Origin of the sequence: Streptomyces sp. NPDC003300 (assembly GCF_040610915.1) — a bacterium.
Lineage (GTDB): Bacteria > Actinomycetota > Actinomycetes > Streptomycetales > Streptomycetaceae > Actinacidiphila.
This window is the reverse complement of record NZ_JBEXNE010000011.1, coordinates 1-12,177: the sequence shown is the minus strand read 5'-3', so window position 1 is coordinate 12,177 and position 12,177 is coordinate 1. Positions and strand designations below refer to the sequence as shown.

At 73.4% G+C, this 12,177-nt stretch carries 11 protein-coding genes; 8 read left to right on the top strand and 3 right to left on the bottom strand.

Going from position 1 to position 12,177, the window contains the following annotated elements:
• Window positions 1–46 precede the first annotated feature (46 nt).
• Together rplQ and truA are read left to right on the top strand one after the other, a co-directional pair.
• Window positions 47–598, top strand: coding sequence for a 50S ribosomal protein L17 (gene rplQ / locus ABZX65_RS17800; protein WP_355340186.1), 552 nt, complete (start codon window positions 47–49; stop codon window positions 596–598).
• Between the two features lie 147 nt (window positions 599–745).
• Window positions 746–1,618 carry a tRNA pseudouridine(38-40) synthase TruA gene (gene truA / locus ABZX65_RS17795; RefSeq protein ID WP_355340183.1) on the top strand — a complete coding sequence of 291 codons (873 nt, stop codon included), beginning with the start codon at window positions 746–748 and terminating at the stop codon, window positions 1,616–1,618.
• Here the strand turns inward: truA and ABZX65_RS17790 are convergent.
• On the bottom strand, window positions 1,608–3,104 hold the full coding sequence (locus ABZX65_RS17790) for a hypothetical protein (RefSeq protein ID WP_355340181.1): 1,497 nt from the start codon (window positions 3,102–3,104) through the stop codon (window positions 1,608–1,610). The two genes, truA and ABZX65_RS17790, sit on opposite strands and share 11 nt — an antisense overlap.
• A gap of 136 nt (window positions 3,105–3,240) precedes the next feature.
• Here ABZX65_RS17790 and ABZX65_RS17785 point away from each other — a divergent pair, with 136 nt between their 5' ends.
• From ABZX65_RS17785 to glmM, 4 genes are all read left to right on the top strand, one after another.
• Window positions 3,241–4,863, top strand: a complete 1,623-nt coding sequence (locus tag ABZX65_RS17785; RefSeq protein WP_355340178.1) for an ATP-binding cassette domain-containing protein — start codon at window positions 3,241–3,243, stop codon at window positions 4,861–4,863.
• A gap of 309 nt (window positions 4,864–5,172) precedes the next feature.
• Window positions 5,173–5,616, top strand: a complete 444-nt coding sequence (gene rplM / locus ABZX65_RS17780; protein WP_355340175.1) for a 50S ribosomal protein L13 — start codon at window positions 5,173–5,175, stop codon at window positions 5,614–5,616.
• Between the two features lie 39 nt (window positions 5,617–5,655).
• Window positions 5,656–6,171, top strand: coding sequence for a 30S ribosomal protein S9 (gene rpsI / locus ABZX65_RS17775; RefSeq protein ID WP_188283331.1), 516 nt, complete (start codon window positions 5,656–5,658; stop codon window positions 6,169–6,171).
• Between the two features lie 250 nt (window positions 6,172–6,421).
• On the top strand, window positions 6,422–7,780 hold the full coding sequence (gene glmM, locus ABZX65_RS17770) for a phosphoglucosamine mutase (protein WP_355340172.1): 1,359 nt from the start codon (window positions 6,422–6,424) through the stop codon (window positions 7,778–7,780).
• 30 nt (window positions 7,781–7,810) lie between these two features.
• On the opposite strand, the gene ABZX65_RS17765 is transcribed toward glmM, so the two are convergent.
• Window positions 7,811–8,743 carry a DUF389 domain-containing protein gene (locus ABZX65_RS17765; RefSeq protein WP_355340169.1) on the bottom strand — a complete coding sequence of 311 codons (933 nt, stop codon included), beginning with the start codon at window positions 8,741–8,743 and terminating at the stop codon, window positions 7,811–7,813.
• 80 nt (window positions 8,744–8,823) lie between these two features.
• Window positions 8,824–9,816 (bottom strand): type I pantothenate kinase, encoded by a 993-nt coding sequence (coaA, locus tag ABZX65_RS17760; RefSeq protein ID WP_355340166.1) that lies wholly within the window; start codon window positions 9,814–9,816, stop codon window positions 8,824–8,826.
• A 168-nt stretch (window positions 9,817–9,984) separates the two neighbouring features.
• Between coaA and ABZX65_RS17755 the strand changes: the two genes are divergently transcribed.
• Together ABZX65_RS17755 and ABZX65_RS17750 are read left to right on the top strand one after the other, a co-directional pair.
• On the top strand, window positions 9,985–10,353 hold the full coding sequence (locus tag ABZX65_RS17755; RefSeq protein WP_355340163.1) for a holo-ACP synthase: 369 nt from the start codon (window positions 9,985–9,987) through the stop codon (window positions 10,351–10,353).
• A gap of 167 nt (window positions 10,354–10,520) precedes the next feature.
• The gene (locus tag ABZX65_RS17750; protein WP_355340160.1) at window positions 10,521–11,960 is read left to right on the top strand and encodes an NAD(P)H-hydrate dehydratase; all 1,440 of its coding nucleotides are present in this window, start codon (window positions 10,521–10,523) and stop codon (window positions 11,958–11,960) included.
• Window positions 11,961–12,177: the final 217 nt, after the last annotated feature.

Here is a 12,177-nt window from a genome sequence, read left to right as displayed (position 1 = left end):
ACATCGGTACCTCGTACGGCCGGTGCAGCGGAGAAGGAGAAAGACCATGCCTCAGCCCGCGAAGGGTGCCCGCCTCGGCGGCGGCGCCGCGCACGAGAAGCTGCTGCTCGCGAACCTCGCGAAGTCGCTGTTCGAGCACGGCAGGATCAAGACCACCGAGGCCAAGGCGCGCCGTCTGCGTCCGGTCGCGGAGCGGCTGATCACCAAGGCGAAGAAGGGCGACATGCACAACCGTCGCCAGGTGCTGCAGACGATCACGGACAAGAGCGTCGTCCACACGCTCTTCACCGAGATCGCGCCGCGGTACGAGAACCGCCCGGGTGGCTACACCCGGATCACCAAGGTCGGTAACCGCCGCGGCGACAACGCGCCGATGGCCGTCATCGAGCTGGTCGAGGCGCTGACCGTGGCGCAGGCCGCCACGGGCGAGGCCGAGGCCGCCACCAAGCGTTCCGCCAAGGACCGCGCCGGTGACGAGGCTCTGGCCGACCTCAAGAAGGACTCCGAGCCGGCGGACGCCACGCCCGAGACCGCGGACGACGCGGTCGAGGACGCCGCTCCGGCCGACGAGGAGCCCAAGGAGTCCAAGGACGCCTGAGCGTTCTGAGACCCCGGGAGCGACCCCGCGGGCCCGTACCCCTCTGCCGGAGGGGTACGGGCCCGTTCCGCTGGTCCCCGCGATCCCCGGCCCCCGAAGTCCCCAGAGTTCCCAGAGTCCCCTGATCCCGCTGAGAGGAATGCGCGCGTGAGCGACGAGGTGGCGCCCGGCGCCGTACGGGTGCGGCTGGATCTGGCCTACGACGGTACGGACTTCTCCGGGTGGGCCAAGCAGCGCACCCGGCGGACCGTGCAGGGGGAGTTGGAGGCGGCGATCCCGACGGTGCTGCGGATGGCCGAGCCGGTGGAGCTGACCGTCGCGGGGCGCACCGACGCCGGGGTGCACGCGCGCGGACAGGTGGCGCACGTGGACCTGCCCGCGGACGTGTGGGCGGCCGAGGGCGGCAATCTGCGCCGGCGGCTGGCCGGACGGCTGCCGTGGGACGTACGCGTCTGGGACGTCTCGGCGGCACCCGCCGGGTTCAACGCGCGGTTCTCGGCGGTCTGGCGGCGGTACGCCTACCGCGTCGGCGACCACCCCGGCGGTGTGGACCCGCTGCTGCGCGGCCACGTGCTGTGGCACGACCGTCCGGTGGACGTCGACCGGATGAACGCGGCGGCCGAACTCCTGCTCGGCGAGCACGACTTCGCCGCGTACTGCAAGAAGCGCGAGGGCGCCACGACCATCCGCACCCTGCTCGACCTGCGCTGGGAGCGTACGGCCGACGGTCTCGCGGTCGCCACGGTCCGCGCCGACGCCTTCTGCCACAACATGGTGCGCGCGCTGATCGGCGCGATGATCCTGGTCGGCGACGGCCACCGCCCGGTCGGCTTCCCCGGCGAGGTCCTGGCCGGGCGCGAGCGCCACTCCGCCGTCAAGGTCCTGCGCCCGCACGGCCTCACCCTGGAAGAGGTCGGCTACCCGGCGGACGACCAGCTGGCCGCCCGCTCGGTGGAGGCCCGCAACAGGCGGACCCTGCCGTGCGCCCCCGCCGCGCCCGCTGCCGCCGTTACGGGGTAGCGGCGCTCGCGGCGTCGCGACCGCGCTGGATGACGCGCTGGAAGGCGAAGTCGGAGGAGTCGTTGGCGGCCTGCCTGGCGGTGGTGTCGGCCTTGGTGAGGGTCTTGCCGGTCTTGAAGCCGGAGATGGTGAAGTAGGCGTAGCGGCCGACGGCGTTGGACGTCATCTGGCAGGCGACGGCGTGGCAGAAGTCCTTGATGCCGCCGCCGTTGAGCGGGCCGAGGTAGTGGGCGGTCTTCTGCACCTTCGCCGCGTGGGCGGTGTCGTCGAAGACGGCGACGCCGACGGTGACGGCCACGCCGCCGCGTACGTAGGTGGCGCGGATCAGCTTGCGGCAGCCGTTGGCGGTGAGGGCGGCGGCCAGCTCGCTGCGGGCGCCGTCGGCGCACTTGGCGGTGGTGGCGGCGGCGGTCTGGGAGTAGACGTTGCCGCCGATCCGGAACTGCTTGCCGGGGAAGAGGCCGCCCACGGTGATCGGGGCGGTGTCCTTGGCGGCGGTGGAGATGAAGTCCAGCGGGTTGGGCGGCGGCGGGGGAGCGACCGAGGAGAACGAGGGCGCGGGCGGCAGCGGCGACTGCGACGTGGCGCCGCTGGTGGCCGAGGACGGCCCGGCCACCGGCTCGTCGTCCGAGCCGCCCGACATGACGACGGCGGTGGCGACGCCGCCCGCTATCACCGCGACGGCGACGATCCCGCCGCCGAGCATCAGCAGCTTGCGCCGCTTGGCGCCGCTGGCGGCCTGCTGCTCGGCGAGCGCGCCCCAGTCGGGTGTCCCGCCCGAGGGCGGGCCGCCCGGCCCTGAGGCGGGCGTGTGCGCCCCTTGCCGACGCTGTCCCGGGCCGCGCTGCTGGCGCGGGAAGGGCTGACGGTGGGTGCCCATGCCGGGCGCGCCCTGCGGGGCGCCCTGGGGGCTCTGCGACGGGCTTCGGGGTGCGCCCTGGGCGGGGGCCTGGGGCGTGCTCCGGGGCGCGGTCTGGGCGGTCGGCCGCGGGCCTGTCGGGCCGGTGGGCCGCGCGGGGGCGGGGCCGGGCGGCGGCGCGGGAGCCGCGGGGGTCTCGGCGGCACCCGGCGCCGCGGCGGCGGGCGGCAGCGAGGCGTGCGGGCGGGCCGCGCCCTGGCCGGGGACGCCGGGCCGTACCTGGTACGCGCCCGGCTGCTCGGCCTGCGGCGACCACGCGGGACCGGAGGACGGCGCCTGCGGCTGCGACTGTCCCGGCTCGTGGCGGAACCCGCGCCGCGGGTCGTCCGCGTAGCCCCCCGGCGGCCCGGCCGGCTGGTCGGCGGCCGGGCCCGACGGCGGCTGCGGGCCCTGCGGCGCCTGCGCGTCGTACGGCGACGGCTGCTGCGGGGGTGCCTGGGCGGCGGCGTGGCGCGGCTGGGGCCGAGAGGGGATGACGCGTCCCTCAAGGACCTCGCGCTCGCCCTCGGGGGCGCTCGTGGGGGGTTCCTGCGGAGGCTGCGGCTGCTGTCCGGGCCCATCAGTCATGCCGCGCATCATATTGCCGGTCAGGCCGCGCACATATTCCGGTGAACACACCGGAGAACGCACCGGTGAACGCGCCGGTGGAGACCTCACGAAAACGAGTTGGGGCGGATCGCGCCCCACAGGGAGAATCCAGGACATGGGACATGTGGAAGCAGCGCACTTGGAGTACTACCTGCCGGATGGGCGGGCGCTGCTCGGCGACGTCTCGTTCCGGGTGGGCGACGGCGCCGTGGTCGCGCTGGTCGGCGCCAACGGCGCGGGCAAGACCACGCTGCTGCGGCTGATCTCCGGCGAGATCAAGCCGCACGGCGGCACGGTCACGGTCAGCGGCGGCCTCGGGGTGATGCGGCAGTTCGTCGGCAGCGTCCGCGACGACCGCACCGTACGTGACCTGCTGGTCTCCGTCGCGCACCCGCGGATCCGGACCGCCGCCAAGGCGGTCGACGCGGCCGAGCTGGCGATCATGGCGCAGGACGACGAACCGGCGCAGATGGCGTACGCGCACGCCCTGGCCGAATGGGCCGAGGCGCGCGGCTACGAGGCCGAGACCCTGTGGGACATGTGCACGATGGCCGCGCTCGGCGTGCCGTACGAGCGGGCGCAGTGGCGCGAGGTGAAGACGCTCTCGGGCGGTGAGCAGAAACGGCTGGTTCTGGAGGCCCTGCTGCGCGGCCCCGACGAGACGCTGCTGCTCGACGAGCCGGACAACTACCTGGACGTGCCGGGCAAGCGCTGGCTGGAGGAGCAGCTCGCCCTCACCAAGAAGACCGTGCTGTTCGTCAGCCACGACCGGGAGCTGCTGGCCCGCAGCGCGCAGAAGATCGTCGCCGTCGAGACCGGCCCGGCCGGGTCCACGGTGTGGGTGCACGGCGGCGGTTTCGACACCTTCCACGAGGCCCGCAAGGAGCGCTTCGCGCGCTTCGAGGAGCTGCGGCGGCGCTGGGAGGAGGAGCACGCCAAGCTCAAGGCGATGGTGTTGCGGCTGCGCCAGCAGGCGGCGAACAGCCCCGACATGGCGTCCCGCTACCACGCGGCGCAGACCCGGCTGAAGCGGTTCGAGGACGCGGGCGCCCCGCAGGAGCCGCCGCGCGAGCAGGACATCCGGATGCGGCTGCGCGGCGGACGTACCGGCGTACGGGCGGTGACCTGCGAGAAGCTGGAGCTGACCGGTCTGATGAAGCCGTTCGACCTGGAGGTCTACTACGGCGAGCGGGTCGCGGTGCTCGGCTCCAACGGTTCGGGGAAGTCGCACTTCCTGCGGCTGCTCGCCGGGGACGGGAGCGTCGCGCACACCGGGGCGTTCAAGCTCGGCGCGCGGGTGGTGCCCGGCCACTTCGCGCAGACCCACGCGCACCCGGAACTGCTCGGCCGCACCCTGGTCGACATCCTGTGGGGCGACCACGCGCACGACCGGGGCCGCGCCATGGGCGTCCTGCGGCGGTACGAGCTGGAGCGGCAGGGCGACCAGCCCTTCGACAAGCTCTCCGGCGGGCAGCAGGCCCGCTTCCAGATCCTGCTCATGGAGCTGGCCGGGACCACCGCGCTGCTGCTGGACGAGCCCACGGACAACCTCGACCTGGAGAGCGCCGAGGCCCTTCAGGAGGGCCTGGAGTCGTACGACGGCACGGTGCTCGCGGTGACGCACGACCGGTGGTTCGCGCGCAGTTTCGACCGCTATCTGGTCTTCGGGTCCGACGGTCTGGTCAGGGAGTCCACGGAGCCGGTCTGGGACGAGCGGCGGGTCGAGCGCAAGCGGTAGGGCCCGGCGGACGCCCGGTCCCCACGGGTCCCGAACGGCCCCTCCCGGCCCGGGAATCCGACGCGTTTTGACCCGTACGGGGGCGCGCGGGTATTCTTCGATGTCGTTATGCGTATTGGCTTGCTCTATCTCACGTGAGGGGCCCTTACGCCGGTCCACCGGGCCGATGACCAGCGGCAGGCAGACGGGTTGCGTCCCCGAATGCCGCCAGGGCTGGCCTGATCGTCCGGGTGGCCTTGTACAAGGACCCGTTTCCCCGGCCCCTCACGGGCTCGTGGAGACACCATCACTGAAGAAGCGAAGGCGACCGTGCGTACGTTCAGCCCCAAGCCCGGCGATGTCACCCGCCAGTGGCACGTAATCGACGCGCAGGACGTTGTCCTGGGCCGTCTGGCCACCCAGGCCGCGACCCTCCTGCGGGGCAAGCACAAGCCCATCTACGCCCCGCACGTCGACACCGGTGACTTCGTCATCATCATCAACGCCGACAAGGTGCACCTGTCGGGCAACAAGAAGACCCAGAAGATGGCGTACCGCCACTCCGGGTACCCGGGCGGCCTGCGCTCCGTGCGCTACGACGAGCTGCTCGACAAGAACCCGGAGAAGGCCGTGGAGAAGGCCATCAAGGGCATGCTCCCGAAGAACACCCTGGGCCGTCAGATGCTCTCGAAGCTGAAGGTCTACTCGGGCGACCAGCACCCGCACGCTGCCCAGCAGCCGGTGCCGTTCGAGATCACCCAGGTCGCGCAGTAGTACCGGCCACCAGCTACCAGAAAGAATCTGAGGAGAATCGTGGCTGAGACCACTGCCGAGACCGTCGTCGAGGGTGAAGAGACCTTCGAGGAGATCACGACCTTCGAGTCCGAGACCCCCGAGTCGGAGTACACCTCCGAGTCGCTCGCCTCGCGCTTCGGCGACCCGCAGCCGGCCGCCGGCACCGGCCGCCGCAAGCAGTCCATCGCCCGTGTCCGGATCGTTCCGGGCAGCGGCAAGTGGAAGATCAACGGCCGCACCCTTGAGGGCTACTTCCCCAACAAGGTGCACCAGCAGGAAGTCAACGAGCCCTTCAAGGTGCTCGAGCTGGACAACCGGTACGACGTCGTGGCCCGCATCAGCGGCGGCGGCATCTCCGGCCAGGCCGGTGCCCTGCGCCTGGGCGTCGCCCGCGCGCTCAACGAGGCGGACGTGGACAACAACCGCGGCCCGCTGAAGAAGGCCGGCTTCCTGACCCGTGACGACCGCGCGGTCGAGCGGAAGAAGGCCGGTCTGAAGAAGGCCCGCAAGGCCCCGCAGTTCAGCAAGCGCTAAGTCGCCTCCGGCGCGGGAACCAAACCCGCGCCGGGCGCATCGAACGCCTCGGAGACACTTTGTGCCTCCGAGGCGTTCGCATTCCTGGGAATCGGCACATTTGTCTGTTGATATGGCTCTGAGCCCTGGATGGTGGAGCCATGTCCCCGCACCGGGGGCGCGGACCGCGGGGCACGGGAGGCCCGGCGGCGCAGGGATCGTCGCGTCCCGGGACGGCCGCACGACCGCACGGATCATCGGAGGAAACACTGTGGGACGACTCTTCGGCACCGACGGCGTGCGGGGCATGGCCAACGCCGACCTCACCGCCGAGCTTGCTCTCGGCCTGTCGGTCGCGGCGGCACACGTGCTCGGCGAAGCGGGCAGCTTCGCGGGCCACCGGCCGGTGGCGGTCGTGGGGCGCGACCCGCGCGCCTCGGGCGAATTCCTGGAGGCGGCCGTCGTGGCGGGCCTCGCGAGCGCGGGCGTGGACGTCCTGCGGGTCGGTGTGCTGCCCACCCCGGCGGTGGCGTATCTCACCGGCGCGCTGGGCGCCGACCTCGGCGTGATGCTCTCCGCGAGCCACAACGCGATGCCGGACAACGGCGTGAAGTTCCTGGCGCGCGGCGGCCACAAGCTCGACGACGAGCTGGAGGAGCGGATCGAGGCGATCTACGAGGAGCACCGCACCGGCGCCCCCTGGAACCGCCCGACCGGCGGCGGCGTCGGCCGGGTCCGCGACTACGACGAGGGCTTCGACCAGTACGTGGCCCACCTCATCGCGGTGCTGCCCAACCGCCTCGACGGCCTGAAGGTCGTCCTGGACGAGGCGCACGGCGCGGCCTCCCGCGTCTCGCCCGAGGCGTTCTCGCGCGCCGGTGCCGAGATCATCACCATCGGCGCCCAGCCCGACGGGCTCAACATCAACGACGGCTGCGGCTCCACCCACCTGGAGCTGCTGAAGGCCGCCGTGGTCGAGCACGGCGCCGACTTCGGCATCGCGCACGACGGCGACGCCGACCGCTGCCTGGCCGTCGACGCCACCGGTGAGGAGGTCGACGGCGACCAGATCCTCGCGATCCTCGCCCTGTCGCTGCGCGAGCGCGGCGCCCTGCGCGAGAACACCGTCGTCGGCACCGTGATGTCCAACCTCGGCTTCAAGCTGGCGATGGAACGCGAAGGCATCGAGATGGTGCAGACCGCCGTCGGCGACCGCTACGTCCTGGAAGCGATGAAGGAGCACGGGTACGCGCTCGGCGGCGAGCAGTCCGGGCACGTCATCGTGCTCGACCACGCCACCACCGGCGACGGCACCCTGACCGGTCTGCTGCTGGCCGCCCGCGTCGCCGCCACCAAGCGCACCCTGGCCGACCTGGCCGGGGTCATGGTGCGGCTGCCGCAGGTGCTGGTCAATGTGCCGGACGTCGACAAGAGCCGGGTCGACTCCACGCCCGAGCTGCTGACCGCCGTCGCCGAGGCCGAGACCGAGCTGGGCACCACCGGCCGGGTTCTGCTGCGGCCCTCCGGCACCGAGCCGCTGGTGCGCGTGATGGTCGAGGCCGCCGACATCGACCACGCCCAGTCCGTCGCCGGGCGGCTGGCCGACGTCGTCAAGTCCACCCTGGGCTGAGCCGCCCGCGCGGCGGCCGACCGTACGTCGTCAGCCGGCGGGTACGTGCCGCTTCGCCCAGAGCCACTTCTGGGCGAGCAGCGTCAACGTGCCCGCCACCGCGATGCCCGCCAGGTTGATCACGAGCTGCAAGGTGGAGCCCCACGCCTCGCCCCAGGCCCCGTAGCTGATCCCCAGGGCGGCGTTCGCGGCGGCCGGCACCGTCGTCACCGAGATCGCCACGCCCACCAGCGCGCCCGACTTGGACGAGGTCAGGGAGAGGATTCCGGCGATCCCGGCGAGGAACGCGACGACGAACGAATCCCACGTCGGCTGCCAGATGAACTCCGTCGCCGGGTGCGGCGCGTCGAACCGCGCCTGCGTGAACAGCCCGAACAGGCTCATCAGATCGCTGAACCCGCCGGTGATCAGCATCGCCACCGGGAAGCCGATCAGCAGCGCCGCCACCGACCGCCCCACCAGGCGGCGCTGACGCCGCACCACCCCCGTACAGATCCCGGCCAGCGGCCCGAACTCCGGCCCGACCACCATCGCGCCGACGATCAGGATCGAGCTGTCCAGCATCACGCCGTACGCGGCCAGCATCGTCGCCACCGTCAGGAACGCGATGTACGTGACCGTCAGCGTCGACTCCTCGTGCGTCTCCTCGACCAGCGACTCCCACAGCACCGCGTCCGCGCCCTCGCCCGGCGCGTCCTCCTCGGCCTTCTCCGCGCTCGTCGACAGCGTCAGGTCGATGTTCTCGACCGCGATCGAACCGGTCTCCGCCACGCCCAGCTCACGCAGCCCGGCCAGCAGGCCGTCGGCCGCCTCCCGCGCCACGTCGCAGGTCAGCACGTCGCCGAGCGGGTCGTACGCGGCGCCGCGCATCACCGTCAGATGGGTGGCGCCGAGGGTCGCGCCGACCAGTCGCGCGACCTCCTCGGTGCGGTCGGCGGGCACGATCATCCGCAGGTGCAGCACGGCGGGGCTCCCGTTTCCTCGACATCTGGCGGCCCGCGTCGGGCGAGCCGCGTCATGTGACCGGCGCCGGGTGGCCGGCGTCAGAGCTTGCGCAGCGACAGGCGCTGCACCTTGTGCCCCGGTCCCTTGCGGAGCACCAGCGTCGCCCGGCTGCGGGTGGGCAGCACATTCTGCTGCAAGTTGGGCTGATTGACGGTGCGCCACATCAGCCGGGCGTACTCCAGCGCCTCGTCCTCCGAGACCTGGGTGTACTTGCGGAAGTACGAGTGCGGGTCCTGGAAGGCCGTCTCGCGCAGTTTCCTGAACCGCCCCAGGTACCACTGCTCGATGTCCTCGGTGCGCGCGTCCACGTACACGCTGAAGTCGAAGTGGTCGGCCAGGCCGATCCTCGTCCTGCCGTCCTTGCCGGGCAGCGCCGGCTGGAGGACGTTCAGGCCCTCCACGATGAGGATGTCCGGGCGGCGGACTGTCAGCGTCTCGCCGGGCACGATGTCGTAGATCAGGTGCGAGTAGACCGGCGCGGTGACCTCGTCGCGGCCGGCCTTCACGTCCGCCACGAAGCGGGTCAGCGCGCGGCGGTCGTACGACTCGGGGAAGCCCTTGCGGGACATCAGGCCGCGCCGGTGCAGCTCCGCGTTGGGCAGCAGGAAGCCGTCGGTGGTGACCAGTTCGACCCGCGGGTGCTCGGGCCAGCGGGCCAGCAGCGCCTGGAGCAGCCGGGCCGTGGTCGACTTGCCCACCGCCACACTGCCCGCCACCCCGATCACGAACGGCGTCCCCGGCTGCGCGTGGTGCCCTCCCCCTGCCTTCGGCGGAGGCGCCCCCACCGCGTCCCCCAGGAAGGTGTTCAGCGCGCCGCGCAGCCGGTTGTGCGCGGCCACGTACAGATTCAGCAGCCGGGACAGCGGCAGATAGACGTCCACCACCTCGTCCAGGTCGATCACGTCGCCCAGGCCGCGCAGCCGCTCCACCTCCTCGGCGGTCAGCGGCAGCGGCGTGCGCTCGCGCAGCGCACTCCACTCCTCGCGGGTCAGGTCGACATAGGGGCTGGTCGCGGCTGGGGTCGTCGGCACGGGCCCCATTGTCCAGACGTACGTGTACGGAGCGCGGGCGGGGGGTGCGGCGCGCGGGCGGGGTGTGGAGCGCGGCCGGGGGTGCGGCGTGCGGCCGGGGGCACGGCGGGTGGGGGCACGGCCTAAGCTGGCCGGCATGAACGGCACGTCGGGCGAAGGGGATGGCCAGTGATCGTCGGGGTCGGGATCGACGTCGCCGAGATCGACCGCTTCGCCGCCGCCCTGGAGCGCACGCCCGGCATGGCCGACCGGCTCTTCCTCCCCGGCGAACTGCTGCTGCCGACCGGCGAGCGGCGCGGTGTCGCCTCGCTGGCCGCCCGGTTCGCGGCCAAGGAAGCGCTCGCCAAGGCCCTGGGCGCTCCCGCCGGGCTGCACTGGCTCGACGCCGAGATCACCACGGAGCCGTCCGGCCGGCCCCGGCTGACCGTCACCGGGACCGTGGCCGCGCGGGCCGCGGAGCTGGGGGTACGCGGCTGGCACGTCTCCCTCAGCCATGACGCCGGGGTCGCGTCCGCGGTGGTCATCGCGGAGGGCTGACCCGCGGGCGGGTCGCGGAGGCGGGCCGGGCGGATGCGCCGGGCGCGTCCGGCGCGTCTGGTCGGGGGGCTGGGTGCGCTGGTGCGCCTGGTCGGGGGGCTGGGTGCGCGCCGGGCGCGTAGTGTCCGTTGAGGCTGTTTCCGTCGAGCCCTGCCGGAGGACTTTCCATGAGGTACGCGCACGCGGTGGAGACCGTACGGGCCGCCGAGGGCGAGTTGATGGCCCGGCTGCCCGAGGGCGCGCTCATGCAGCGCGCGGCGGCCGGGCTCGCGGCGGCGTGCCGGGACCTGCTCGGGCGTACGTACGGCGCGCGCGTCGTCGTCCTCGCCGGGAGCGGCGACAACGGCGGTGACGCGCTGTACGCCGGTGCCCGGCTGGCCCGCCGCGGCGCCGCCGTGCACGCCGTGCTGCTGGCCCCCGAACGCGCCCACCGCGGCGGCCTCGCCGCCCTGCTGGCCGCCGGGGGCCGCGCCGCCGCCGCGGAGGACGCCGAGGCGCTGATCGGGCGGGCCGACCTCGTGCTCGACGGGATCGTCGGCATCGGCGGCAAGGGCGGCCTGCGGCCCGGCGCCGTACCGCTCGCCGAGGCCGCCGGGGCCTCCCGCGCCCTCGTCGTCGCCGTCGACCTGCCCAGCGGCGTCGACGCCGACACCGGGGAAGTCCTCGGGGACGCCGTGCACGCCGACGCGACCGTCACCTTCGGTACGTACAAGCCGGGGCTGCTCATCGACCCGGCCGCCACCTTCGCCGGGGCGCCCCGGCTCGTCGACATCGGCCTCGGGCCGTACCTCGGCGAACCCGAACTGGAGGCGCTCCAGCACGCGGACGTCGCCGCCGCGCTGCCGCGGCCGGGGGAGTCGAGCGACAAGTACCGGCGCGGTGTCGTCGGCGTCGTCGCCGGGTCCGGGCGGTATCCGGGGGCCGCCGTCCTCGCCGTCTCCGGCGCGCTGCGGGGCGGCGCCGGTGCGGTGCGCTACGTCGGGCCCGGCGGCGACGCCGTGCTCGCCCGGCACCCCGAGGTGCTGGTGTCCACCGGGTCCCCGCACAGCGCCGGGCGCGTTCAGTCCTGGGTGGTCGGGCCCGGCATCGGCGACTCCCCGGAGGCGCGGCAGGCCGTCACCGACGTGCTCGCCACCTCGGTGCCGGTCCTCGTCGACGCCGACGCCTTGCGCTTCCTCTCGCCCGCCGCCGTACGGGAGCGGAGCGCCCCCACCGTCCTCACCCCGCACGCCGGGGAGGCCGCCGCGCTGCTCGGCTGGGCGCGGGAGGAGGTCGAGGCGCGGCGCCTCGACGCCGTGCGGGGGCTGGCCGGGCGGTTCGGTGCCACCGTTCTGCTCAAGGGGGCCACCACGTTGGTGGCTTCGCCGTCGCCCCGGGCGGCCGTTCGCGTCAATCCGACGGGGGTCGCGTGGCTGGCGACGGCGGGGAGTGGGGACGTGCTGTCCGGGCTTGCGGGGTCGTTGCTCGCGGCGGGGCTTGCGCCGATGGACGCGGCTGCTTGTGGGGCGTACCTGCATGGGCTCGCTGCGCGGCTGGGGTCGGGGGGAGCGCCGCTTGCGGCGTTGGATGTGGCCGCCGCCGTTCCCACTGCGTGGCGCAGCCTTTAGCTTGTCTTGCCCGCCCTCCCACCCCTGCGGGTGTTTTCTTCGTCTGCGGGTGCCGCTTGTGCCTGGTCGGTGCCGGGCCGGGGCACCTCCTCGGGCGACGAACGTGCCCGCACTTCGATGATGTCCAGCCCCTTTCCGTTCGTCCCCCTGCGGGGGCACCCCGGCCCGTCCCCTCCCGGTACGTCGGCGTCCGCCCGCCGGTGGGGGTGGCCGGGGA